The organism is Paraphotobacterium marinum, from assembly GCF_002216855.1.
GTDB lineage: Bacteria > Pseudomonadota > Gammaproteobacteria > Enterobacterales > Vibrionaceae > Paraphotobacterium > Paraphotobacterium marinum.
The window spans coordinates 377,598-403,280 of record NZ_CP022356.1 but is presented as its reverse complement, the minus strand read 5'-3'; the positions used below and the strand labels follow the sequence as shown (position 1 = coordinate 403,280).

Sequence of the window (25,683 nt, the reverse complement as noted above, 5' to 3'; positions counted from 1 at the left end):
AAAAATGATCTGGATGGAGTTGCTTATAATTATCGAAATGATAAATTTCAATCAAATTGGAATGTTAACAACGATGATACTAAAAATCTGACATTAACTAACTTTTCTACAGCTCAGTTTGTGGTTACCAATGAAGACGAACTAAAAGAATTAAAATTTAATATTTCTGGCTCCTCATGTGTTGAAGTAGACTTTGAGAATCATCAGTTTTATCAAAAATCCAACCAAGCCTTTGATCTAAGCAAGTTAAATGGATCATCTGATTTGAGTCATGCGCCTCTTCATTTATCTGTTTTTGGCTATAACGCTAAAAATTGTGCTCAACCACATACTTACAATGCTAAAGATATGTTGGCTGTATTTATTTCTCAAAAAGATGAGCAGTCGATGGATAGACATAGCTCTATCAATAAAAATGATAATGTATGTGTCATAAATAAAAAAACATTGAACTTGAGTGACCCTGTCAACCAAAAATTTGAGTACACAGGGTTAGGTTCAAATTGTCATATTGAAAGACCTCATTTTGTATATCACCAAAAATTTATAGATTACGTAGGAACACTCAACAGCTGGGCTAATCAAGGTAATATTAATATAGAAATTCCACTTGGAACGACAGTTAATATGCCTTTAACTACTGAGTATGTCCGCCTACCAGTTCCAAGTAGTCTAGCAAACCCTAAAGCATGTTCAGATGCGATTGATCATTTTAATAGTCAACCTTATCAAGCTTCTACTTCAGCTAATAATTTGAGAGATGCTATATATGATGCATGTGGGTTAAAATATGTGGAAGATACCAATAATTCCACATTAGAGAATGCGTCAAAGGTAGACCAAATAAACAAATTTCCAGTTTTAAAGGGAGCTTATCGAAATTATACGTTTTCTCAAAAAAATCCACATAGTATTAAAATTCATGGTTTTGGCCGTATAGATGGTGCAGGTATCCCTTCCTATGGTAAAGATGTTGATGCTTATAGACCTATGAGTTGGCAGGGATCAATTTGGAACAATGGTATTATGGATACTGGGCAAGGCAATATTTTGCAGTATGCACAATATCGTATTGAAAGCTCTTTATTAGGTTTGGATTCAGAGGCTCAAGTTAAGGGAAATGCATCTAGTATTGATGTTTCAGGTATTACAGTTGCGAATGGCCTGAGAAGAAATAGAGGCGCAATTCAACTAAACGTTGCTCAATTTGGCCCGTTAAAAAATGAACAAAATCCTGCTGATCCGACCAATGAAGATAGAAGAGGTGACAATACACCAACAAGTATGTTTGATGTCAAACAAGTTGGTTTTTATATAGATGCCGTTGATGGCGCAGATGTAGGAAGTGATGGCTCCACGCAAACTTACATGTATTCTCAAATAGCAGATGATACCGTTAAAGTTGAAGCGGAAAACCAACTTGTCGATCATTATACTGTTATACATGGTAATTCTGGCTCAGTCGTTATGCCTGGAATGTATGGGGTACTCCGTGATTCTTTAAAGAATTCGGTCATTCAAAATATTTATATTCATAGGGATATGTCCGTTCGACCGCTGGACAATCCAAAATATGATGAAAATAATTTTGCTAAAAATAAATGGGGTACATTCGGAGGTTTAATTGCAACAAAAGATTGTTTACGTTATCCAACTCAGTTCAGTTTATCTGATTATGGGAAAGGTGGTATAACGGATATTAGTTTTGGTGGATTTTCTGTTCAAAACCTTTATCTGTTAAGTCATGGTCAAGAAGATGGCACGACATTATCCAATTTTAGTAAATTATTCACCTTAAATGCAGGAACTGTAAAAAATATGTATTGTAGTGATAATTTTGATAGTAATTCATTTTATAGTAATACTAATCAACCTAATTTAACTGTATTGGTTGATCCAATAACTATTAAAAATATAAAAATTGATGTTGTTCCAAAAAATGATAAGACTACAGATTACTCTAGAATTATTTTAAGAAATTTTGATGATGGTAATCCAAAAAATATTCAATATAAAGCAACACCTGAACTTATAAAAGCAAAACGTGTATTTATAGGGTGTGATGTTTCTTCATCTAATGCAGAGAGTTGTTTCGCAGGTTCAAAAGATCCAAACGATATTAATGGTGGTATAAAAATTAAACAAAATAATCATACAAATGATTATGATTATCTTAGTTTTGTTTGGGATGATAAAAAAGCTGAATTTTGGTCAACTAAAGGGAAAGGTACTCACTCAGATAATGTTTTAGGATATGTGAAAGATGATATTTCTAATTCTGATTTTACTGATATTTATTTATTACCTTATGGACAGCTTCCAAATAATTAATAAATAATAAAATTAAATTTAAAAGACTTCATATGAAGTCTTTTTTTTGAGTAGTGAGGCGGTCATTGCATTTTTTAGAATTTGCAGTTCAAACAGAAAAACTTTTTGTTGTTTATTGATACATAAATTTTTCTTATATTAAAAACCAGTAAATAAATATAATTTGTTCAAAACAAGGTTATTTACACCTTGTTATTAGATAGATGTTTTCATTTTTAGCTTTATATGAACAGTTGAAATTTATTAACACCACTTTAATTCACATTTAATAAAAAAATATTTAATAAAATCACCTATGGGGTTAATTATAATTTTAAGATTCGTTGATTTTTCTTTGAAAGAAGGAGGGTGTTCAAATCATAAGATCTCTTACATCAAGAGACGATTTCGAAATGTTTGTCCTAAAATTTTAACTTTCTTTAAACAATAAAAAAAAATTGTCCCCAAAGTAAATTTTTATCCCATATTAGCGTTCTTTCATTGCAGGTTCATGTCAAAACATAACAAATTGATGGATTTTTAAGTTTTCAAAATTAGATAATGAAAAGCAGTTATTTGTCGTTAGAGAATATCGTGCAAAGTAAAAAGTTAATTCAATAAAGGATGGTTATATTGATTAAAAAAAACATATCTTCCACTTTAAAATAAACACAACAAGAGGAGTAATGTCCAGACTAATGTCATTTTTATTAAAAGATAATTTAGCTAAAATCAACAGAATAAATAACAAATATAAACAATTAAAGAAGCAATAAAATTGAAAAGAACAAATTTATCAATATTAACTTAAAGGTTAATAATATATTAAATATGAGTTTATTGATAAAAACATTTACTCTAAATATTATTATTTTTATGTTAAACAAGCAGGTTCCTTTTATGAAATCTAACCTTCAAGCTATGCTTATAATTGCATTTATAATTTTGGTTTTTTTTGAATCCACTTTAATAAAAGAAATAGCGAGTGAATTTGGTACTCTCTGCTCTAATACAAGCATATTCTTTAAAATCTCAACTATATTTTTTGGGGTAACAAAAGTAATCATATCAATAAAAAATATAAAATTTTTATGTTGTATTTAACTGGAATTTTTTTTTACTTTATTCATTGATAAATTAATAATATTGGCATAATTTTTTTATAAAATGTAGCCTTTAAATACTGTTGGCCTGTCATCGATTACAAAATAGGTAAGAACAAACCATACTATTGTATCGATATTTAAAACAAAACCTTCTAAAACCAACATTATAAATCTTTCAACAACCTTCATTTGTATGAGTTTAAGATTAGGGAGTTGTATGCTAAAAATTTCAAACAAACGATATTCCTCTGAAAGTCTAATTTATTTGTCAGTTTTTTTGTATATTCTCGTGTTTTCTATCGGAGATTCAATTACGGTTGATATTTACCCTGCTGAAACTATTTTAAAAGGTTTGATTGATAAAGAAAATAACATAACATCGTCACTTTTTTGGCTGGGCATCATTAAAACATCTATAAGGGTTGTTACAGTTTTTTTATTTATGTACCTAATTAAAAAGAAACAATCTAAGTTTAATTTAAAGTTATTTCATTTAATCCTATTCTTCGTGTTTTTATTTTTGTGTTTTTATGGAATTTTTATTTTATTGATGATAAACGGCTATATCCTTTATGTTTATTCATTTCATCAAGGTTTGATTGATGCTTACTATACCAACACTTTTATTTTTTGGAAAAGCGCTTTTTTATATCTTTTAAATTATAAAAACATCGGTTATTTGGTCATTGTAAACAATATTTTTTCTATTTTTGTCTTTTATATAGCTTTTTTGAAGTTTTCAAATGATAAGAATTTTTCAATTATAACAAACAAAATGATTACGCAGCTCAATGAGTTAATTTCTAATAAGCTTACTTTAAGGCAAGTCTCAGAGATTAATGCGGGTAAATATAACCACGATATTACAACTAGTGAATTTGATAATTTATATGATAGCTCTAAAAATAAAGTTTCCACTTTTATAGTGGAAAAGTCGGGTGAAGAACATTTGATTTCAGTAGAGGAAGTTATTGTGATTCAATCTGATGGAAACTATATAGACATAGTGACAAATAAGTGTACCTTTGAATATCGCTCTACACTGACGGATATTTTAGAAAATCTTCCTGAATATTTTATACGTATTCACCGTTCCACGATCATAAATTTAAAAAAAGTTGAGGGAGTTAAGACTGATTATGTGACACAAAATTTAAAACTTCAGGTGATGTTAAAAAACAAGAAGCTTTATGTGGTTTCTAAAAGGTACAGAAACATATTCAAAGAACGATGGAAGTCTTATGTAAGTTTGAAGGAATCATAAAGACCACGGTACTGTTTAATATACTACATAAAAAAATCGATATTATATTTTCAGTTTGCATTTTAAATTCAAATATAAAAAGGTTATATTATGAAATTAAAGACTCAATATTCTACTCTGGAAAAAGCATACTTTGTTTTTTTAATTTTTTACTTGTTTTGGTCAATGTTAAAAAAATTAATTTCAAGCATTTATCTTTTTAACAATGAAATAAAGTTTGGGGGACTACCTAACGTTAAACCTGAGACCATAAATTCCATACTATGCAATGAACTTTTCACTGATTTAATGAGAGTTTTTATAGTTTTATTATTTTTGATGGTTATTAAAAGAGTTCAATCAAAATACAATTTTAAATATTACTCTTTAATTTTATTTACCTTTGCCATTGTCTTTTTTTGTTTATTGATTTCTGCTTTTGCACTAATGAATTCACAGGTACTTAATTTTTATATCTTTCACCCCGAACTGAGAGTGGATAAAAATTTAAATATATTATCCTTCTGGTTTTATTTTTTATCGTTTTTTTACGACAGAATATATTTATGGATAGCAATAGATTCTAACATATGTCCTGTTTTAGTAGCTTACATCTTTATTGTAGAAGCATCAAAAAATAAAAAAATCATTATGTTAACGAACGACATGATTTATAATATTTACCAGTTGTCAGGTATTAAATCGATGAGAAAAGCATCTGAATGTCATGAAACAAAATGTAAAAATAAAACAGCTCTTAAAGAGGAACAAAAACATAACGAGCAAGAAAATGATCCTTCGCTATTACTAGTTAAAAAATTAGGAGTAACCAACTATATAGCTATCGATGATATATCAGTGATACAGGCTGCTGGTAATTATTTGGATATTGAAGCAAATGAACAAAGCTATACCATTCGTTCCTCAATAAGTGAATTATTAGATTCTCTACAAGCATATTTTATACGTATTCATCGTTCGACTGTTATCAATACAAAAGAAATTCTAGAAGTTAAAGTTGAAAAGAAATCACGAAACCTAAAAATGGAAGTGAAACTGAAAAGTGGTAAATGGTACACCGTATCCAAAACGTACCAAAAAAGAATAGAGCTTCACTTGAAAAATATTGCTGAACAACATTAACTTTATAGTTTTATGATGGTCGAAAAGTGTAGCCTTTTTTAAAAACTAATCAAACATCGTCGTAAAAATTTGATGGTTTTTATCTTTAAAATAAGAGGGGGTATGTCAATAGAGGGATTTCTTCTAAAAAGAGACTCTTTCTAAATATTTGTCCTTCATCGTTCACTTTCTTTTAGCAATAAACAAAATTTGCTCCCATCAGTAAACTTTTATCCCTAATTAGCGTTATTTCGAAGCAAATTCATGTAAAAGAATAACAAATTGATGGATATTTAATCTTTAATAATTAGATAATTATGAGGTGGTTATTTGTCGTTACAGAATATCATGTCAAGTAAAAAATTAATTTAAGAACAAAGGGAGTTATTATGGGTCATTACAAAATACTACTAAAGTACATAATTATAATTGGTTTATTTTCTAAGCTCATGTTTAATTATATTAAAATGCTCTCTATATTGAAACTAATTATTGTCGTTTAATATCATCTTATTTTTTTTAAATTATTTTATATAATTACTTCTTTAAAGAGATTAATCTTGTAACAAATTCAATTTTGGGTTTATCTTCTTTCCATGTGGATGTTTCCAAACAAACTGAGACCTACTGAATTAATTATTGGAATCAAAAGTTATAAAAAACCACATCCTCATGAAAATTTGAGACAAATTAGAAATGAGATGAATCGTATCGAAAAAGGAATAGCAAAATTGTACGAAAAGATAAATTTTCGAAAATGGACTATAAACATTTTTATAAGATATATGTACGATCTTAAAAGAAAAGGATTTAAAAAACATAAAAGAATTATATAACCTATGGTAACTCAACAATATATTTAAATGACTCACAAAGATTATGTTTGAGTTCTCAAATTAAACAGGGTCATTTGAATTCTTAATTCGGAAGACCCTATCAACTTAATCCTATCCAGTTTAATAGATTCATTATCATTAATTCGTTAGTAATATATTAATTAATTTAAACGATTTTCCCGAGCCAGTTTCTATTATTAAAGCAGCTCGTTTAGTACTTTTATTAATAACTTTTTTTCCTGTTTTTGTGATTTTTTCTTTTTCCATAAATCCACCCCAAAGTTAATTGTTCATTGATTTAAAGTGATTGAATTTTCTTTTTTAAATAATTTAACGCATTTAAATTAATTTTGGCGATATAGTAATACGCATCAGTTTGAAATGAAGAGTCTTGAAGTTTTTCTTTACAGTATTGTTCATCTGGTAAAAGGTCCATAATTATCCCTTAATGCTTAAGTGACATTTATAATTTTAAACCATGATTTACTTTTTGTTTGAAAGAATACAGGTCTTTAATTTTTTTTTAGACGAAAGTCAGGATATTTAGCAACATGATGTACTTTAAAATTGATAATGGATTATAAGTCTAAAAATTATAAAACTAATATAGGGTTATACTCACAACTAAATATCATAGATTCTACAGAATTGATTAAATTGATACAAAAATCTATCTGTTAATCAATAACAAAGTTTCATCCCTAAATTACGTGTCACTCCTCATTTACGTTCTTTCAAAGCAGATTCATTTGAAAGAAAACAACTTCATGGACTTGTTGTCAATCAAAGTTAGATAATTAATAGGAAATTATTTGTCGTTATAGAAAATATTGCGTAATAAAAAATTAATTTAAAAAGAATCGGCGCTATATCTATTAAAAAATATATCCAATATAAAAATGGTATTACTGAGATTAAATCCATTATTTTAAAAAATTGATGTTCAAGAAAACTAAGATTATTAACCTTAAAGTTAACTATATATTCAATATGAGTTTATTGATTAGAACATTCATTGATAATAATATTGATTAAACTTTTCAATGAGATAAGCAAATAAGTTATCCATCTTTAACTTTAAATTAAACACACAAATAAAGGACTTAAGTCCTAACTAATCTTGTTTTTTTTTTATACAATTTAACTAAGATCAGCAAAACTAATAACAATTTAAACAATTTGAATGGAGACAAAATGAAAATATTTAGGAAAAAACTTTTACCAACCCTAGTTATCGGTTCGGTAGCTTGCCTAAGCGCATGTGGGAGTGGCAGCAGTGGGAGTGACAATAAAAAACCAACACCAAAAACAACAGAATTTACTGCTACAACACAACCACAATATAATAATAAATCAGGTCAAGTAGGCTATGTGTTTTTTGATATTTCCGAAGAACAAAACCAATTGCAAATTTCTAATCAAAACTCCAAACAATCAATTAACTTGAATATACTAAAACAGCGTTGTAAAGAATTAAAAGATGCTTTTAATAAAACCTATAACAAAAATAGTTTATACAAGGGTATTACTGACATATATGTGAATGATCTTAGTTCTAAGAGTGACAAATCAATAAGAACTATTAACGATGAAAAAGCTATTTTAGATGCTAGGGTTGAAATAAAAGATAATAAAGTATCTAAAAACAGATGTGTCTTACAACTTGGCGATGGTTTAGTTTTAAGAAGTAAAAATTACACGGATAAAGCTCCAGAGATAATTATCACCAAGCGCAAGGATGGCAAAATAGAAATGCAAAATGGAACAATAAGTCTGGCTGGTGACTTTTCAAAAGATGGCGCAAATATAACACTTCAATTATTATCAAATCCTACGAAAATGTTCGTTAATAACTACACTCCTGATGGTGAATATTTTAAATATGATAATAGTAAATCTGGGGTTATAACTAACTATACATCAGGTTTTTCAGGAGTAAAACTTCAGAAGAACTTATCGGCTCAAAAAACTATCTCATTCAAAGGCTCTGGATTTTATGACCATGATGAAAAAAAAATTGATATCTCAAAAATTAATACAGATGGTGTGAAAGAGTCATTTCAGACTTTGGATTCTCAGGGAGGCAATTACACCAGTTTTGGATTGGTAGATCCAATTGGCACTACTCCTTTATTTATTGATTTGCGACCAAAATCTCCGGTATTTTATTATGATCTAAGTTTTACCGTATCGAATTTAGAATATAATCAACACAATGCTGATCTTCAGAATGTATATTTTGGGATAACTGAGCCAGGTTATGAGGTATACCTTTATTCATATGGCAAAAATAGCTAGTAGTATGCTTTGAGTTAATTATATGAAGCTTCTAATTTTTTTAGAAGCTTTTTTTAATCAATCAATGTTGATTTAAAAATTTTTGGGCCTTATTATATTTTTTTAGGGTATAGAGATAAGCATACACCCCAAGTTGAACACCTACAATACCATCTTTAAAACCGCTTTTAAAAACATACCATTTTATAAAAGCACCAATAGGGTTAAATACAATTTTAAGATTCGATGGTTTTTTGTTTTTTAAAATTAAATCATTTGCTGCAAGGTTTGTGTATAGTTTTAATTTCCTTTTTAAAGTCTTAAAATTTTCGAAAGTTATGTGTTTTATGTGTCCCGAAATGATACCTTCAGAACTATATCCAGATACTTGTTCATGGCATAAAGGTGAGTCATTAAAATTACATGACTTTCTATTGTATAGTCTGATTGGATAATCAGGCGAGCATATAGGATAAATGCTATGAACATCTTTTTTAAGAACATTCCATAACCTTTTAATTCTGTATGCATCATAAACGAAACCGGTACTTTTTAGATGTTTGATTGAATTAATTAATTCATCGTTTGGCTCTTCATCAGAATCTAAAAATAAAATCATATCAAATTTACAGCTCTTCTCAGCAAATATTCTTTGCTGTTTAAAATCTTCAAATTTATTAAAAATAAAAGCTGTGTTTGCAAAAGTACTAACAATTTCTTTTGTTTTGTCAGTACTGCCACTATCAATAATCAATATTTCGTCAGCTATATGTTGTATTTTATTTAAAATTGACTCGATATACATTTCACTATTAAAAGTTAAAACATAAAAAGAAATTTTTGTCATCACTGTTCCTAGTTTTGTATTTTTTTGGTTAAAATTATAACCAATTGATTTAATACTATATTATTTCATTTTAACAAAACTAACATTAAGTACTTAACCTTAAAAATGATCTTATTATATCAAGTAATTTTTCTTATATTTACTTACATGTTTTGATCCACAAATCCATGACTTATATGCGTTTTAATCCATGAAATAAAATCTTTCATATAAAGAGAGTTGTATTCATTTTGATAAATTAAGTAATATCCAAAATTTTCATTATTGATGGTTTTGCCAATAACTTTTAACTGCTGGTTTGCAATTAAATCTCGAACAAATAATTCACGAGTTATTAATACACCAAGCTTATTGAGGCAAGCATATATGGCTTGTACAGAATTACCAAATCGTAAAAATCGGTCTTTTGGGGGTATATTTACATTATGAAAAAGTCCCCATCTTTGCCAGTCATCACGACGAAAGTCGATCCCATCGACCATTATGAGTTTCTTGCTATTTAGTACTTCAAATAAACTTTTATTTTTTATAATATCTTTATGTCCTACGGCGATTAGCTGATCGCTACATAAGAAATCAACATTGTTATTTGGCCAACTATTTTTTTACCATAACCAATAATTAAATCTACTTCATTTTGATCGGAAGGTGGCAAAGACCAGTTTGTTGATAGCCTTACATCCGTTTTGGGGTGCTTTTCATAAAACTCTCCTAAAAAAGGAATTAAACAAAAAGTTGAAATAGAGTTTAACACACTGATTGTGATGGTATTACTTTCATATTGAGAAACTTTTTTTTTGCATGAATAATTGAGTGTATAGCAGGTCTGATTAATTCAAGAAAATGTTTACCTTGTGGCGTTAACTTTACAGCGTTATTACCTCTAATAAATAATTGACAATTTAGATCATGTTCTAAAGATTTAATTTGTTGACTAACCGCTGGCAATGAAATGTAATGCTTTTGAGATGCAACTAAAAAGCTTTCATTCTCTGCGGCCGTCACAAAAATGGGCAGAGTCTTCATTGGTGGGTAGTTCATTCTTAAATCCTGATAAATATTTTCTTAATCAGTAGTATAGAATTTTAAAATTTATCTATCAATATTTTTAACATATGATGACTTCATTATTTAAATAAAAGGAGAAAGTTATGAAAAGCATTCCTTATTATTTGTATCGTGGTGGAACATCAAAAGGTCCATTCTTATTCAAAAAAGATTTACCAAAATCTGATGAAAAATGTAATGAATTAATTCGAAATATAATGGGTAGTCCACACCCATACCAAGTAGATGGTATTGGCGGTGGTGTATCTAATGCCAGTAAAGTTGTAATTATAAATTTATCTAATCGGCCCGACTGTGACATTGATTGTGTCTTTGGACAAGTCGCAATTTTATCTAATGAGATAGATTTTAGTGGAGATTGTGGAAATATGCTCACCGCAGCAGCATGTTGTGCATTAGAATCCAAGCTGATAAATGCTGGAAAGAGTGAAACTAAAGTTAGAGTTTTCAATCCTGCTACAAACTCAGTAAAGGAAGTAGTAGTGCCTTGCAAAAATGGTAGAGTCATTTATGAAGGAAACTATCACATTGATGGTGTCAATTTTTCTGGATCTAAAGTTTATATTTCATTCTTAAATCCAGGTGGTTCTCAAACCGGTCATATTTTCCCATCAGGAAATAGAATAGATATTATAAATAACATCTCTGTAACTTTAATTGATTGTGGGAGGGCTCTGGTAATCGCGCAAGCACATGACTTTAATATTAAAAATAATCAAACAAATGATGAATTGGAACAAGATTTTAATCTTCATGAGTTTATTGAAAAATTTAGATTAGCTTGTGCTAAAAAAATGAATATTCATAATCCTTGTCAAACTTACCCAAGAATTGTTCTAGTTAGTAAGTCCAATGATATTAAACAAAATATTTATGTTCGATATTGGAGTAATCCTACAGCAAAACAAATCCATCCGTCCTTAGCTATGACCGCAGCTATTGGCATTTCGGCGGCATTGGTTACAAAAGGAACTATTTGTGCACAAAGAGAGTTATTACTCAATAAGCATACTCAAACTAAAAAAGTTAATATTGGTCATCCACAAGGAGGATTAGAAATCAGTATTACGGGACAAGATTTCCCTCTTAATATCACAAAAGGGACTTATTATAGAACTGCAAGATTAATTGCTAAGGGAGAAGTCTATTACCGTGAATCATAATTTTATGCAAGATAGGAAGAATATCAAGTTCAAACGATAATTCAAGCGGCATCTAATAATACAAATTCAAAACTATTTATCATCCAATACAACGAATAACTAAAATTTATTAAGTAAGCCACTGACATAATGAGACAATTCATCAATGAATAATCTTATTCTTGTGGGAATATGTTTGCCGCTTTTATAAAAAATGAAAGTATCGGCTCTAATACAAGCATATTCTGTTAAAAGCTCAACAATTTTATTATCGTTTAAAAGCTGTTGACTTGAATAATAGGGGATGGGACCTATACCCACCCCTTTTTCAACTAATAATTGTAAAGCATCCATATTATTCGTTGAAAAAACCGAATTCACTTTAAACAAATGAATTTTATCATCAATCAAAAAAGGCCACTCTTGTTTCGACTGATTCTTGGCAAAAGAACTTCGATAAAAACTCAAACATCTATGATCTATTAATTGTTCAGGTAAAGTAGGGCATCCATATTTTTTAATGTACTCTTGAGAGGCGCAATACCTTAAAGGTAAAGATGAAATTTTTTTAGCGTTAAATCCAGAATCATTTAGACCTTGATGACCATAAAAAATATAACCTCTAACTGCTAAATCACATCCTGTACTAATAAACTCTATGTCGCTATCATCTAAATAGAGATCAATGTCAATAAGTGGATATCGCTTGGTAAAAATATCAATAAAAGGGGTGACTAACTTTAAACCTATTGAAACATGTGCAGCCACTTTTATTTGGCCATATAGTTCATCTTTCATATCAATCACTGCATTCCAAGCATCAGACACTTCATCACTTATATACTGCGCTCTAGAATATAGCAGCTCACCAGCCGCTGTTAGCTTAGAGTTTCTTGTTGTTCTTTGAATTAAAACGACTCCTAATTCTTTTTCTAATTTAGCAAGACGTTTACTCACTTGAGAAATCGAGATTTCCAATTTTTCTGCTGCACTAGAGAAGTTTTTGGAATCTGCTACTTGTTTAAAAAGAAGAATATCTTGTATTCGATTCATATTTTCTAGGTGGAAAAAGTGTTTTTATTATATGCAGTTTATATCTCAAATGAGAAATATACAATTATGTTAATCAATATTCAATATTCAAAATTTTTAAATTGTTAAACCCAAAGAATAATATTTATCAGTTTAAAGCTATAAAATTTTTATTAGGCAATAGAGTCATGGTTATTAAGATATTCGATTTTTTTAAAATTGAAAAAGGATTTTTGATTAGGTTTTTAGTTTTAATGATGATTTTGGGCAGTTCAATATACATTTTTAGAAATTTTTTATTTGGTGTATATACACAAAATGCTTTTGTACGTTTAAATATTTATAGTATTGCGCCAAAATCTTCTGGTTTTATTGATAAAATTAACATTCATAATGGCGAGTATGTTCACAAGGGGGATGTACTTATTACGTTAAACACTGAAAATTTAAGAAATGAGCTTTTAGCGGTTGAGGCTAAATTAAAATATGCAGAGTGGTTATATCAGAAAAAAATTAAGTTATTTAAAAAACATGATATTTCACAGATGGATATGGAGTCAACAAAGGAAAAATATTTGGAAATTAATGCTGAAAAAAGAAAATTGAAAACAAAAATAAAATTCACAAATATTACTGCTCCTGAAAATGGTTTCATCAATAACTTTTTTCTAAAAAAAGGAGATTATATTCTTGTTGGGGTAACTTATTTCACTCTTTCATCTAATAAAAATATAGAAATACAAGCCAATTTTGATGAAGATTCATTAGATAGAATTAGATACGGAAGCCGTATGATTATTACCATACCTATACTAGGAGATAAGCATTTTGAAGGAAAGGTAATTAAGATTGATAAAGCTATTGCTCAATCAACGAAAAATATTTCAGGTCTTCAACAGATCCCTTTACAAAATAACTGGTTTCCTTTAGCAAAAAAAATACCGGTATTCATTCAAATAACAAATATGCACCAAGATACAAAAAATAAACTCATTCATGGTGCTTCGGCTTATGTCCGATATGAGAAGTAAACTTAATCTTAAAGCATTAAATATAGCTAGGAGGTCACTTACAATAATAGATATGATTAGAGTGTCTTTGGTATTGATTTATTGTTTTTTTTATATTGTTTATTTTAATCAAAATTATGCTTTTTACACTATTGTCATGTCTGTTTTTTTTACTTTAGGTGATATAGGTAATGATTTTAAAAATAGAATGAAAATTCATGGATATTTATTAGTAAGTTGTAATATTCTATTTTTAATATCTGCTTATGTTCAAAGCTCCATGTTACTATTACTTTCTTTTTACACTATTTTAACTGTAGTATTTGTACTTTTAGCAAAAAAATATGGACCAATGATGATGTTTATTATTGCTCCTCTTTGTATTTCTTCTTTTACTTCCATAAATACTATATCTTTCTTCTCTACTCAGATAATTCAAATTTTACTGAATATAAGTTTAGCTAGTTTCTGCTCATTTATCATTAAATTTTATTTATGGCCAACTAGTGCAGGATTAATGCTTGAAAATAATAAACTTTCAGTAGACGTTATTAATTATGGACTTCAGCTTAGTATCGCTGTAATAATTACAATTACGGTAATTTTGTACTTTAATATACCTAGCCCTTTTACGATGATGATCATTATAATAAGTGGGTCCGTGATGAACCACGAATTAAATAAAAATCGATTAATGCATCGAGTTATAGCTACATTTTTAGGAATTATAATTTCACCATTTATTATTAAATTAGTTTTGATTACAGGCTCATCCTTTTTAATTTTATCTATTTCATATCTTGGGGTGATGGCAATTATATATACTTTTTATCACTATAGTTTTGGTTTATGTTATTTTCTAGTTACATTTATTTTGGGAGTTATGAACTGCATGACTAAAATATTACACCCAGAAACCGTCATGGTATGGGATCCTTTTACATTCTATACAATGAGATTAGGCCAAGTATTAATTGCAGTAGCAATTTTTTATATAGTCATGATACTTTTTCCGGTTAAACAAAATAACGGTAGAATAATTGAGTAGTTTAAACTTGAATTAGATCTTGAAAAGAATATTAATAAAATAACAATTGATCTGTTTCCTTTCAATTAAGCAAATCAAGTTTATTTTTGTTTTTAACAAGTTAAGAGCATAACTTTGATAATCATATTAGACTGTTTGATTTTTAAAAGATTACAATTAAATTGATTTAAAATCAAAAGTGACTTAATTGAAAATCACTCATTTTTGTATATAACATCCTAGATACATAGATTTAAATCTCATGAAAAGTGTATATAAATCTCGTTAATTATTTTGATGTTATTCAATATCTATTCATTAAATAATTTATTTTAAGGGATGTAATCTTAACTTGAAAAATAAAATATCATCACAGAAAAATTAAGATAATTGATTCAATAAAAACAATAATTTAAATCTAATTTGGCTTGTTTGTATCGTACAGGACACAAGTCCTGCTTCTCAGCACTACTAAAAACAATAAAATATGTTTATTAATATGATTTAACATACGTTAAATGCTGTAAATTAGTTTATCTACTCGAGTCATGACATCATGTAATTTTATTAAGAATTCCTAATTTTTGCATTATGATAAATCAGCCTTGGTTTTTACTAGGGTTCTGGTTGTTTTTGTTGTATTTATCCAGCCGTATTAAAGTAGATACATACCTTGTATTTGATTTATATTTTCTAAGTGGAAAAAGTGTTTTTATTAGATACAGTTTATGTCTCAAATGAGAAGTATACAATTATCTAAATTGTTAAATGTTTTTTCTAAATGTTATTGGATACACGATAAAAATAGTTAGTTATATTTGTATCGCTACATCATTTGTATCAACTTCATTACTTACGTTTAAGAATTTCAAATTAAGACAAAAATTAAATTTTAAAAATGATATAAATTTTTAGGAGAGTATATGAAAAAATTAATACCAGAAATTATTGTTGCAGTTGTATTATTTAGTGCAACTGTTTCAGCACAAGCCATGCCAATGCAAAAGAGGATAGTCGCTCAGCAAACACAACTATCAAATGAACAGGCTAATTATGAAGAACGACAAAACGCACTCTATCAAGGGCGACATAATAAATAAAGGAAAAAAAATAACATGGATGTTAACTTGAGGGCTTCAATATATCTATTAACTTTTTATATGATGCTTAAGTCATCTCTATTTAAAAAATTATCTTTAATATTCTTAAACAACAATATGATCGTAATTTGGGTATTTGACCTTATATAATTTATTACTATAAAACAATAAGATATATGCATGCAAATTAATTATTAGAGCTGTTAAGGATAGCCATTGAAATGGAAAGTATTTTAATTATTTGTTTAGTCGGTTTAATGTCAGGTTTTACGACGGTACTATTTGGATTTGGTGGTGGCTTTATTATGGTTCCTTTTATTTACCATTTCCTTTGGTTTTCTGATCCTTCACTTCATCAAGAAAGCATGCTCATAGCGATAGCAACATCATCCTCAATTATGATGATGAGCTCTGTATTTGCAACCTATAAAAATTATCAACTCAAAATTATGAATGTATCAATGATATTTCCACTATTTTATTATATTGGTATAGGTGCTTTAGTTGGATCTTTTTTATCCACTATCATACTTGACCAAATACTGAAATTACTTTTTGTTTTATACCTAATTGTCACAATCATAGATTGTCTTTTTAGAAAGGGGTTTATTGAAATTCAACCACTTAATCAAAAGACAAACCACTCTTCTTTTTTAAAGGTATTTTCATAGGATGCATCTCTTCTATGCTCGGGGTAGGGGGGAGCATAATGACAGTCCCATTACTTCGAAGAGAAGGTTTTGAAATTAAAAAATGTGTGCAAGCTGCAAATGCTTTGACCATTCCTGTTGCAATTACTGGATGTTGTATGTATTGTTTTCTCGGATTAAAACATCATTTAGGATCTAATTATGTTGGTTATATAAATATAACATGCTTTATTTGGGTCACCCTTTCAAGCTTTTCTGGTATCTATCTTATTAAAAGGGCAAATATCCAAATCCCCGATAAAGCCCATTCAATTATTTATATAATGCTGTTAGTTCTAGTAACATTAGTAATGATTGTATAGGTATGCATCATAAATATTTATAATATTTATCAAAAAAAATCAGTATCAATTAAAAGTACAAAATATTAATGTTATGATTACTTTCATAATAGTTGTAAGGCATATTATCTAAATAATTTTTTTCATTATTTATTATATGAAGAGTATACCTTTTCGTGAAATTACGATTCACAGTAGATTCTTTCCATGTTTTTTGTCTTTTGTAAGAAAAGTCAATTATGGGCGATAAAGAAAAATTGGCAAATTTTCCTTTGGTGTTGGGATGATGATAACCTTGCATATATACAAGGATATTTTGAGGATATAAACGACTACTCTCTAAATTAATTCTTATACTGTCACTCTGAAAACAATTATGACCTTCGCTGAATATTTCATTCTTATAATTGAACAAATATGGTTCTTTATTTTCCATGTGAATTAAAAAATATTTGGGATAGTCTTTTTCTAAATAAAGATTTATCCTTGAGTTCCACCACATTTTATTTTTATTGAATCTTTGTTCATTACAAATGACATTTCTAGCATACAAATTGAGAGTAAATCCCATTAATATCAAAATAATAGTAACTTTTATAAAAGGTAAATATTTCATCATAATCACTTCCTTTTCCACAATGACCATTTCAATTTAGCACTTAACATCATTAGTCATAAGGACAAAAGTACACGATTACAGGAAATTATTGCTTACAATTAACTACAATGTTATGAGATCTTTTCTTTCAAAAAATAAGTGATAGGACATGAGGCTTCAATAAAAATCACATAGTTGATAATGATTCTTTAAGGTCCTGATGTTTGATTACTAAAACGAATGCCTCTGCAATGTATTGACATAAAGTCCATAAAAAAACCCTCAAAAATGAGGGCTTCAAAAAAAATGAATATAAATATAAATAAACAAGGAAAAATGAAAAAATTCTAACATTTATATAGAGTCGCATTTTTTAAAATAGTTCAAATTAATTTGAAATAATATCTATTAAATGTTAAACATCGAGGTATTATCGAAGCTTATGGAAAGAAAGGGAGGAAGTAAAATTATGTATATATCTCATGTATCAACGGAAAAAACTCTACAATACATGCCACGATTTGATTGGGGCATAAAGAGGGAGTACCTTGTATTAAGAAATAATTTTATGATGTTGAAGTTTAATATTATATTTTTCATTCTGCTTTTTTAAATACTGCATTGGTGAATTTCCAAATGTTTTTTTAAATTGATAAATAAATGAACTATCAGACTCATATCCTAAACTTATAGAAATATTTTGAATAGACTTCCCGCGTAGTAATTCTTTTAAAGCCAAAAACATATACAATTGATTTTTCCATTGACTAAATGTCATGCCAATATCTTTTTTGATTAACCGCGATAAGTTCCTCTCACTCATACCAATTTGATTTGCCCAAACTTTTAGTGGGATTTTTTTTTCAGGCGCGCGCATCATTTCTTTATGTAAAAATTGAATTCTATGATCTTTAAATAAAGCAATGCTGTATGGATTAAAATCAATACTCTGCTCTAATTCTTTAATTAACACTTTTATTTTCATTTGTTGAAAAGACATATTCAACTCTTTATCATCTTTTGAACTTAAATCTTTAATTAAAGCTCTACTCAACTCGGTTATGTTTATACTACATGGATGATCAGGTAATTTATGAAGTTTATCGTTGACAAATAACTTGACGCCTTCAGCGACTCCAATAGCTTGTGCTCTATGCTCAGTTCGAGCAGGAATCCAGGTTGAGCACCCCTTAGGTGATATAAATAAATGATCTTCAAGATGAATCGATAAGTTACCAAATATAGGAATAAAAAGAGAACCCTGTTCATGTTGATGAAAGTCAGTCAACAACACATCATCCGGTGGTGTAATTTTAAAGCGAAACAGATGAACAGATTTAACCATAAAAACTCCTTTCATAATTATGGTTACATTGTCGTATTATCGATATTATTTGTCAATATATATAAACATAACAAGTTTTAAAACAGATATACTTAAATCCGTTAGATTAAAAACAATAGGTATTAAAATGATTACGCATAACAATAAATTTTTTATCACTATCTTAGGTCTTATAGCGGCATTACCTCCGCTAGCCATGTATATTTATCTTCCATCGGTTCTTAATATTGCTCAAAGTCTGCAAGCTACAACTAGCGAAATCAATCAAACAACCTCAATATTTATGCTTGGTCTATGTCTTGGCTTGTTAATATGGGGAACGCTTTCCGATAGGATAGGTAGACGATTATCTCTCATGATAGGGCTTTTTATCTGTTTTATTGCTTTTATATTATGTAATTTTTGTACTAATATCCATCAATTTGAAACTTTAAGGTTTATTCAAGGTTTTGGACTATCCGCAGGCTCAGTTAATTGTATAACTATACTGAGAGACTGCTTTACTGGAGAAAAACTCACGAAAAACATCGCTACAATAATAGTTGTTATGTCATTATCTCCTATGTTTGCTCCTATTATTGGTACTGGCATATTGAGCACTTTTCATCATTGGAACCATATTTATCTTTTTCTTGCATTATTTTCAGTACTAAATTTCATGCTTGTTTATTTTTTAAAAGAAACATTAATCAAATCCAATGAAATCACTTCTTTATCTCAAGAGCTAAAAAATTATATCTTACATATGAAAAATATAAATTACATGCTTAATTCATTAATATCCGGTTTGTCTTTTGCTGCTTATTTTGCATATGTTTCTATTTCTTCAGTCATGATTACAAAAGTATTTCATTTCTCAAATGAATTCTACTCCCTTTGTATGTCTATCAATGTTATTGCATTAATTATCGGTAATATGCTCATTAAGTCGTTTGTATCTTCTTCAAAATCAAAAGACAAGCTCATGAAACTAGGGTTATTCGCATCTATAATAGGTATTTTTATTTACATGTATTCAAGCTACCAAGTCATGAATCTATATGGGCTAATCACGGGTATGTTCCTATTAACTTTTGGAACTGGTATGATTTCAACATTATCAACATCAACAGCCTTAAATTGTGTTGAAAAAAGTTTTGGGGCCGCTAATTCATTAAATAGTATCCTTAGATTTGGTTTGGCCAGTCTGAGTGCATTTATAGTTAATCAATACATGGGACAAACGTTAATTAGATTTCTTTCTCTCGAACACCTTGCTATCATTCTTTTTATGATTATTTTGTGCTTGATAGCTCGTTTCAGAAATAAATCGAATCACAGTGAGCTATCATTAAATTAAAAGCTAAACTGAATAGGTTATTTATTGATGTGAATGGCAATATTAAAATGTCTCTTTTAAACAGTCATGTTGTTCATTAAAACATGACTGATTTTTATTAGAGTTCAAGTTGTCGAGAATAAAATTAAATATACTAGTAAATAAAAGAAAAAACCCTCAACAATGTTGAGGGCTTCAAAAAATGAATATAAATAAACAAGGAAAAATGAAAAAAATTCAAACAGTTATATAGAGTGGTACTTTTCAATATAGTTCAAATTAATTTTAAATAAAATCAATTTCATTGAAGACAAAGAAAAACATGAATAGAAGTTCGAAGAAAAAGACAATGCTCAAAAGATTTTGAGAGTAAAATAAACCCGCAACGTTCAAACATTGCGGGTATAATTGAGTTTTAAAGAGATTATTAAGCTAATAATCACGGAACAATAACACCATCTTTGAAGTCCTTTTCTCCTAATTTTCCATTACCAAAAGTATCCCCATCACTTATGTTGTAAAAGGGATATTTGTAACCTGAGGATACTTTCTCATATGTTAGAGAGTCATCTTTTAAAACTTTATGTTGCAAACCCGTCAAATCTATATGTAACCATGTAGCATTACCATTAGCATGAGCTCTACTAATAATTTCATACGGTAGACCACTTGGTATTTTATTATCCCTTAATTCATTTTGAGGAATCACTTCAGAAGTAACATTCTTAAAGAAGATCCCATCAAAAAGTGTGTTAGAATAAGTATCATCATGTACTAAAGAAACAAATCGATAAATATGATTTAAGTCCTCATAATCCATGTATGCAGGATTTTTTGATAGGACATTATCATCCCCAAGCCTTTCAACTGTAACATTTTTAACCACAATATCTGTATAATGATTTGTGTAATTATCCCATTTATCAGCAATTTCTTTTAGCAATGAATCCGTAGATTTTTTATCGGGCTCATATGAACTTAAAAATTGATCATCATAGTTACTCCATCGTGAACCAATAACAGACATTCTTGCATCCCAAGGGTCATTATCGGGTTGATCAAGCCAGTTTACATCGTAACCTTCAGATTGCTCAATCCTTGGAATGATAATATTTTGAACTCGAACATGATTTAACCCACGGTTCCAACCATATTGACCCAGCATGATCGCGCTTCCAGAATTACCTTGAAGAACAGTTGAGTTTTCAAAAGTTTGGTTATTTGCCATTGGCTTGATAGAATCATCACCTGCAACAATATATAATTCTCCAGCATATGAATTATCTGCGGTAATTGCAGGACCATCTGCTCTTGTAGTAAAATTAATATTTTTAAAGTCGTATAGTTTGACTGGTTGATTAATATTTAGACTCGCTGTCGCATATGAACTGCTTTCATAATTCGAGATATCATTTATTGCATTGATTGAGTTTAACTCAACATTACCTGTTTTTCTTAAATCTCCAAAAGATACAGTTATTCCACTTACATCAATACTGAATGGATTTTCTAAAGTAGGTGAATGACTGGATGCAAATGCCAGCGTACCTGATTGTACTTGCCATTCAGCTTCCTTAGCTACATCGTAAGACGTCTCACAGACATGCCAAGAATCGGCCTCCTCATCAGACCATTTATTTTCATCATAACTCTTATGATTATCACCATGCCTGACGGCTTGAGCAAAATTACAAGGCCCTGAACTATAATAAAATCTATTATATTTTTCATCTTCGTGCTCGTCATATACATTGTATTGCTTCGGCATGGAGTCAATAGAGCCTTTTGGTCCATTACCTTCTAAAACCCCAAAACCATCAACAGAAATGGCGGCGTTAGTTACATCAATATTTGTTCCTTTTATATTTCTACCATCTGAAGCATTTATTTTACTCCAATCTAATTTATAAAAACATTGATTTTCAACATGTTTATATAAATCATTATAATTATCTGGGTAAGGACTAGGATCAAAATTACCAATATCCTTTAATCTATTATCTTGAAAGAGTGTTGAGATAGGTGTTTTATTGTTATCTGTAAGTTGTTCGATTGCTGTTTTACAATGACCAAGGTCCTCTTTAGAGGGATTTTCAAATTCTAGGTTTTCTGCACCATTATTGATAGGAAAGTTCTCTAAAACGGTATTGGCTTTAATTCTAATTTTAAAGTGTTTGCTTCTATTTTCTAAAAGATGAGTAAAAGGACCGACATAACGAATACCTTTGTCAGTGGCTTCCCAGTGAGGAATTTCAATACCTTCACACCCAGAACTAAATACACCATGTGTATTCTCAATGTTAATCTTATAATCATTATTAACTAAATTATCTGTGTATTTTTGACTAACAACTTTATCACCTGAAGATGTTTGTTTAATCGTAAATTGATCCAAATGATCAGGATCTATGCCGTTAATTACTGTATGGTCATGGATTCGATTACCACCAATGACACATATATTTGGATCAGAATCTTCGATATCAAAATAGTCGGTTGGTTTAATCGTCACAAAAACAGATACAACATCCGTTGAATCATAATTGTCAGAAGCTGTTGGTGAACATTTGTCATCAGAGTTAAACGGAATCATAGTTAAATGAAGCGTATCTTTTTGACCTGTTTGATTATTATTCGTTAAGGTGTTGTAAGGCAAGTTTGATAGATCAATACTTCCATCTTTAACAGGCAGAGTTAAAATTGTTTGACCCTTGTTGTTGTCATCACTTTCAGCGAAAATTTTCATACAATTATAAGTATAGTGATCAATTGGTTGTAGCTTCGTTTCATCATTTGGGTCTTTAAAATTATCTCTATAATAGTTTCCTCGCCAGTTCTTAACCGGAGAGTCATAAACGCCAGTATCTGAATAAAGATTTAGTTTTTTGAGTTTAACATCTGAGTCAGATAAGATAACCATTTGATATAATTCCTGGGTAGTAAAACCACCATCTAGGGTGTCCTGATGATTATCATCTAACCATTTAGGATGATCAAATGCATTAATATTTTGATGAGCCGATGCTCGATAAAAGTTTGAGAAATAGTGAACATCTTGGTCCAACTCAAAACCAACTTTAAATATATGATCATAGTTTCCTATTTTTCTACCTGATGTATACTCTCCAATATTAAACGAATTATCAATCCATATTTGATTGTTATTGGACGGTTTGCTTTCTGTATCAATATGATTTGCGAAAGTATTTAGACTTATTCCCAACAGCATTAAACTGAGAAAGTTTTGAGTTAATGTTTTTTTTTTCATTTTATTTTTAATGTTAAGTGCATTCAAGGCTTAAAATTATATCTTTATTTAATATATTAATTTAGGACATAAGACCTATGTTTTGTGGTACTTGATTTCTTTTAATTATCAAAATCAATAACTTATTTTCATATAAGACTAGTGTCTATTTAAAGCAATGGATCATTAAATTAATTATTAAAGCTATTAACTTAATTTTATAACCAAGCCCGTTCCTTTTTTCTATTCATAGGAATCAAATAAGATAATAAAGATTAACATTCAAGATAAATTCGATACAAAATTTTAAAAGAAAATTAGAGAGTTGAGTATTTGTATAAATTAAATGGAGCAATTTAGCATAAGCGATTAAAAATTTTGTATAAAAAAACCCTCAACAATGTGAGGGCTTCAAAAAAAATGAATATAAATAAACAAGGAAAAATGAAAAAAATTCTAACACTTATATAGAGTCGTACTTTTCAAAATAGTTCAAATTAATTTCAAATAAAATTCATTTTATTGAAGACCAAAAAAACATGAATAGAATTTCGAAGAAAAAGACAATGCTCAATCGACTTTGATATTCAAATAAATCCGCAATATTTAAACATTGCGGGTATCATTTTTTTCCACACATCCATGTGCAACTGTTCCTAGATTTTTAGCAAATCCTTTCCTCTTATCGACCTTGCCTTTATCAGCTACTCGTCCTCAGTACTATCACTCATCCTAAGTGATGTGTTAATATTAGCAAACAGATATCAACAAAGTAGGGTGGTTTTGATAAAAATCAGTGTCATACTATTAAGGAATCTAACATTATATTTTAGTCTTTAGTCTTTAGTCTTTAGTCTTTAGTCTTTAGTCTTTTGATCATTAAAAAATAAAATGATCTTATTCACATTATCAAACAACCCAATTTAAAAAAACAGATAATACCAACCAAACAGATAATTATTACAAATAGAAAAAAGATGCTCTAATCCTATATTTGTTAGGGTATCTACTTTTCTATTTGTAATAAGAATTGTAATGGTTAAATACCTAATTTAAACCTTTTTTAAAAAACTATGTACACAGAATAAATTTAAAAAATTGATACAGAAACAAAAAAATAATTAGTTCTGAACTAGGGAAATATCAGCACAAATATCTTCTAAAAATTTAAGAAAAGCATCAATTTTTTTAAACTCTGATCTTTTACGTGTGTATAATGCATGAATTTTATACTTCATGGGCAGATAGCTTTCTAATAAACTAATTAATCGACCACTTTTAATTTCTTCGTGAAGAATATAGCTAGGCAAGTAAGCTAATCCAAAATGATTTAGTACAAATTCTTTGACTGAAAAACTATTATTTAGAGATATTTTAGGATCTATAAAAATTTCAGATAATTGATTATCAAATATAAACTTCCAGTCTTTTAATAAATTTCCTGTATGATCGATACATTGATGATTCAAAATATCATTTGGCGTCTTAAGTTTTTTGCTATTTTTTAAATAATTTGGAGTCGCACACAACACATATTTCCATTGTGCAAGCTCTGTAGCATAAAAGTCTATGTCACCTAAAATACGATCATCAATGACAATATCGAAGTTGTTTTGATGGATATACTGGGTATGGTGACCATGAATGATGTCTAAATTTATTTCAGGATATAATTGCAAAAATTCAGGAATTTTATGGATGAAATAAGTTTCAATTAGTGATAATGGAATGCCTACCTTTAATCTTCCGCTAATTTGGTTTTTGGATAAGCTTAACCTATTATGAACATTTTCATATAATTCAATACACTGCAATGAATATTGATAAAAAATTTCTCCCTGTTCATTAAGACTTACTTGTCTTGTTGTTCTATTAAATAATCTAGCTCCGTACTCAGCTTCGATTTCTCTAATATGCCGACTCACAGTAGCTTTAGAAATATTCAATTTTATGGCTGCATTTGAAAAGCCTCTTTCATTCGCAACTGTTATAAATGTTCTAAACTTTTCCATACTATCTCTACTTATGAAACAATCTGTCTCAAATTTAAGCTATTATCATCAA

22 protein-coding genes are annotated in these 25,683 nt (G+C 28.8%); 11 read left to right on the top strand and 11 right to left on the bottom strand.

Annotated elements, in window-relative coordinates:
- The first annotated feature begins 120 nt into the window (after positions 1–120).
- The 3 genes from CF386_RS08980 (at position 121) to CF386_RS08965 (ending at position 5,802) form a co-directional block, all read left to right on the top strand.
- Positions 121–2,331, top strand: coding sequence for a hypothetical protein (locus tag CF386_RS08980; RefSeq protein ID WP_089074102.1), 2,211 nt, complete (start codon positions 121–123; stop codon positions 2,329–2,331).
- 1,302 nt (positions 2,332–3,633) lie between these two features.
- Complete coding sequence (locus CF386_RS08970; RefSeq protein ID WP_158522361.1) at positions 3,634–4,680, top strand: LytTR family DNA-binding domain-containing protein; 1,047 nt, start codon at positions 3,634–3,636, stop codon at positions 4,678–4,680.
- A 90-nt stretch (positions 4,681–4,770) separates the two neighbouring features.
- On the top strand, positions 4,771–5,802 hold the full coding sequence (locus tag CF386_RS08965; protein WP_089074099.1) for a LytR/AlgR family response regulator transcription factor: 1,032 nt from the start codon (positions 4,771–4,773) through the stop codon (positions 5,800–5,802).
- A 953-nt stretch (positions 5,803–6,755) separates the two neighbouring features.
- Here the strand turns inward: CF386_RS08965 and CF386_RS13460 are convergent.
- Entirely contained in the window at positions 6,756–6,884 is a 129-nt protein-coding gene (locus CF386_RS13460; protein WP_264080500.1) for a hypothetical protein, read from the bottom strand.
- Between the two features lie 31 nt (positions 6,885–6,915).
- Complete coding sequence (locus CF386_RS12840; RefSeq protein ID WP_158522360.1) at positions 6,916–7,053, bottom strand: hypothetical protein; 138 nt, start codon at positions 7,051–7,053, stop codon at positions 6,916–6,918.
- Positions 7,054–7,811: 758 nt separating this feature from the next.
- Between CF386_RS12840 and CF386_RS08955 the strand changes: the two genes are divergently transcribed.
- Positions 7,812–8,915: a hypothetical protein gene (locus tag CF386_RS08955; protein ID WP_089074097.1), complete on the top strand. Its 1,104-nt coding sequence runs from the start codon at positions 7,812–7,814 to the stop codon at positions 8,913–8,915.
- 61 nt (positions 8,916–8,976) lie between these two features.
- Here the strand turns inward: CF386_RS08955 and CF386_RS08950 are convergent, their stop codons facing one another.
- The 4 genes from CF386_RS08950 to CF386_RS08935 all read right to left on the bottom strand — a co-directional run bounded on the left by CF386_RS08950 (position 8,977) and on the right by CF386_RS08935 (position 10,782).
- Positions 8,977–9,741, bottom strand: a complete 765-nt coding sequence (locus CF386_RS08950) for a glycosyltransferase family 2 protein (RefSeq protein WP_089074096.1) — start codon at positions 9,739–9,741, stop codon at positions 8,977–8,979.
- 143 nt (positions 9,742–9,884) lie between these two features.
- Positions 9,885–10,295: a hypothetical protein gene (locus tag CF386_RS13455; RefSeq protein WP_089074095.1), complete on the bottom strand. Its 411-nt coding sequence runs from the start codon at positions 10,293–10,295 to the stop codon at positions 9,885–9,887.
- Positions 10,295–10,495: a type 2 periplasmic-binding domain-containing protein gene (locus CF386_RS13450; protein ID WP_158522359.1), complete on the bottom strand. Its 201-nt coding sequence runs from the start codon at positions 10,493–10,495 to the stop codon at positions 10,295–10,297. The genes CF386_RS13455 and CF386_RS13450 overlap by 1 nt, the downstream gene beginning before the upstream one ends.
- The gene (locus tag CF386_RS08935; RefSeq protein ID WP_089074093.1) at positions 10,489–10,782 is read right to left on the bottom strand and encodes a LysR family transcriptional regulator; all 294 of its coding nucleotides are present in this window, start codon (positions 10,780–10,782) and stop codon (positions 10,489–10,491) included. Before CF386_RS08935 ends, CF386_RS13450 begins: the two co-directional genes overlap by 7 nt.
- A 110-nt stretch (positions 10,783–10,892) precedes the next feature.
- Here CF386_RS08935 and CF386_RS08930 point away from each other — a divergent pair, with 110 nt between their 5' ends.
- Positions 10,893–11,972 (top strand): PrpF domain-containing protein, encoded by a 1,080-nt coding sequence (locus CF386_RS08930; protein WP_089074092.1) that lies wholly within the window; start codon positions 10,893–10,895, stop codon positions 11,970–11,972.
- A 99-nt stretch (positions 11,973–12,071) separates the two neighbouring features.
- On the opposite strand, the gene CF386_RS08925 is transcribed toward CF386_RS08930, so the two are convergent.
- Positions 12,072–13,004 carry a LysR family transcriptional regulator gene (locus CF386_RS08925; RefSeq protein ID WP_089074091.1) on the bottom strand — a complete coding sequence of 311 codons (933 nt, stop codon included), beginning with the start codon at positions 13,002–13,004 and terminating at the stop codon, positions 12,072–12,074.
- Positions 13,005–13,171: 167 nt separating this feature from the next.
- Here CF386_RS08925 and CF386_RS08920 point away from each other — a divergent pair, with 167 nt between their 5' ends.
- From CF386_RS08920 to CF386_RS13440, 5 genes are all read left to right on the top strand, one after another.
- Positions 13,172–14,014, top strand: a complete 843-nt coding sequence (locus CF386_RS08920) for an HlyD family secretion protein (RefSeq protein ID WP_089074090.1) — start codon at positions 13,172–13,174, stop codon at positions 14,012–14,014.
- Complete coding sequence (locus tag CF386_RS08915) at positions 13,995–15,041, top strand: FUSC family protein (RefSeq protein WP_089074089.1); 1,047 nt, start codon at positions 13,995–13,997, stop codon at positions 15,039–15,041. Before CF386_RS08920 ends, CF386_RS08915 begins: the two co-directional genes overlap by 20 nt.
- 902 nt (positions 15,042–15,943) lie before the next feature.
- Entirely contained in the window at positions 15,944–16,120 is a 177-nt protein-coding gene (locus CF386_RS12835) for a hypothetical protein (protein WP_158522358.1), read from the top strand.
- A gap of 221 nt (positions 16,121–16,341) precedes the next feature.
- Positions 16,342–16,791, top strand: a complete 450-nt coding sequence (locus CF386_RS13445; RefSeq protein ID WP_089074088.1) for a sulfite exporter TauE/SafE family protein — start codon at positions 16,342–16,344, stop codon at positions 16,789–16,791.
- Positions 16,792–16,805: 14 nt separating this feature from the next.
- Positions 16,806–17,132, top strand: coding sequence for a TSUP family transporter (locus CF386_RS13440; RefSeq protein ID WP_089074087.1), 327 nt, complete (start codon positions 16,806–16,808; stop codon positions 17,130–17,132).
- 49 nt (positions 17,133–17,181) lie between these two features.
- Here the strand turns inward: CF386_RS13440 and CF386_RS08900 are convergent, their stop codons facing one another.
- The gene (locus CF386_RS08900; protein WP_089074086.1) at positions 17,182–17,730 is read right to left on the bottom strand and encodes a hypothetical protein; all 549 of its coding nucleotides are present in this window, start codon (positions 17,728–17,730) and stop codon (positions 17,182–17,184) included.
- A gap of 532 nt (positions 17,731–18,262) precedes the next feature.
- Positions 18,263–19,054, bottom strand: a complete 792-nt coding sequence (locus CF386_RS08895) for an AraC family transcriptional regulator (RefSeq protein ID WP_158522357.1) — start codon at positions 19,052–19,054, stop codon at positions 18,263–18,265.
- A 127-nt stretch (positions 19,055–19,181) separates the two neighbouring features.
- On the opposite strand from CF386_RS08895, the gene CF386_RS08890 reads away from it, so the two are divergent.
- Entirely contained in the window at positions 19,182–20,393 is a 1,212-nt protein-coding gene (locus CF386_RS08890) for a multidrug effflux MFS transporter (protein WP_158522356.1), read from the top strand.
- 418 nt (positions 20,394–20,811) lie between these two features.
- Here the strand turns inward: CF386_RS08890 and CF386_RS08885 are convergent, their stop codons facing one another.
- Together CF386_RS08885 and CF386_RS08880 are read right to left on the bottom strand one after the other, a co-directional pair.
- A complete protein-coding gene (locus CF386_RS08885; RefSeq protein WP_145955041.1) occupies positions 20,812–23,640 on the bottom strand; it encodes a hypothetical protein in 2,829 nt (942 codons plus the stop codon).
- A gap of 1,100 nt (positions 23,641–24,740) precedes the next feature.
- Positions 24,741–25,631, bottom strand: coding sequence for a LysR family transcriptional regulator (locus CF386_RS08880; RefSeq protein ID WP_089074082.1), 891 nt, complete (start codon positions 25,629–25,631; stop codon positions 24,741–24,743).
- Positions 25,632–25,683: the final 52 nt, after the last annotated feature.

What these genes read in the sequence shown, in the direction of transcription:
- CF386_RS13440 (WP_089074087.1), top strand. Translation starts at nt 16,806, where the DNA reads ATGCTCGGGGTAGGGGGGAGCATAATGACAGTCCCATTACTTCGAAGA.
- CF386_RS08935 (WP_089074093.1), bottom strand. Translation starts at nt 10,782, where the DNA reads ATGAACTACCCACCAATGAAGACTCTGCCCATTTTTGTGACGGCCGCA.
- CF386_RS08885 (WP_145955041.1), bottom strand. Translation starts at nt 23,640, where the DNA reads ATGAAAAAAAAAACATTAACTCAAAACTTTCTCAGTTTAATGCTGTTG.
- CF386_RS13460 (WP_264080500.1), bottom strand. Translation starts at nt 6,884, where the DNA reads ATGGAAAAAGAAAAAATCACAAAAACAGGAAAAAAAGTTATTAATAAA.
- CF386_RS13445 (WP_089074088.1), top strand. Translation starts at nt 16,342, where the DNA reads ATGGAAAGTATTTTAATTATTTGTTTAGTCGGTTTAATGTCAGGTTTT.
- CF386_RS08890 (WP_158522356.1), top strand. Translation starts at nt 19,182, where the DNA reads ATGATTACGCATAACAATAAATTTTTTATCACTATCTTAGGTCTTATA.
- CF386_RS08920 (WP_089074090.1), top strand. Translation starts at nt 13,172, where the DNA reads ATGGTTATTAAGATATTCGATTTTTTTAAAATTGAAAAAGGATTTTTG.
- CF386_RS08880 (WP_089074082.1), bottom strand. Translation starts at nt 25,631, where the DNA reads ATGGAAAAGTTTAGAACATTTATAACAGTTGCGAATGAAAGAGGCTTT.
- CF386_RS08915 (WP_089074089.1), top strand. Translation starts at nt 13,995, where the DNA reads ATGTCCGATATGAGAAGTAAACTTAATCTTAAAGCATTAAATATAGCT.
- CF386_RS12840 (WP_158522360.1), bottom strand. Translation starts at nt 7,053, where the DNA reads ATGGACCTTTTACCAGATGAACAATACTGTAAAGAAAAACTTCAAGAC.
- CF386_RS12835 (WP_158522358.1), top strand. Translation starts at nt 15,944, where the DNA reads ATGAAAAAATTAATACCAGAAATTATTGTTGCAGTTGTATTATTTAGT.
- CF386_RS08950 (WP_089074096.1), bottom strand. Translation starts at nt 9,741, where the DNA reads ATGACAAAAATTTCTTTTTATGTTTTAACTTTTAATAGTGAAATGTAT.
- CF386_RS08970 (WP_158522361.1), top strand. Translation starts at nt 3,634, where the DNA reads ATGCTAAAAATTTCAAACAAACGATATTCCTCTGAAAGTCTAATTTAT.
- CF386_RS08965 (WP_089074099.1), top strand. Translation starts at nt 4,771, where the DNA reads ATGAAATTAAAGACTCAATATTCTACTCTGGAAAAAGCATACTTTGTT.
- CF386_RS08895 (WP_158522357.1), bottom strand. Translation starts at nt 19,054, where the DNA reads ATGGTTAAATCTGTTCATCTGTTTCGCTTTAAAATTACACCACCGGAT.
- CF386_RS08955 (WP_089074097.1), top strand. Translation starts at nt 7,812, where the DNA reads ATGAAAATATTTAGGAAAAAACTTTTACCAACCCTAGTTATCGGTTCG.
- CF386_RS08900 (WP_089074086.1), bottom strand. Translation starts at nt 17,730, where the DNA reads ATGATGAAATATTTACCTTTTATAAAAGTTACTATTATTTTGATATTA.
- CF386_RS08925 (WP_089074091.1), bottom strand. Translation starts at nt 13,004, where the DNA reads ATGAATCGAATACAAGATATTCTTCTTTTTAAACAAGTAGCAGATTCC.
- CF386_RS08930 (WP_089074092.1), top strand. Translation starts at nt 10,893, where the DNA reads ATGAAAAGCATTCCTTATTATTTGTATCGTGGTGGAACATCAAAAGGT.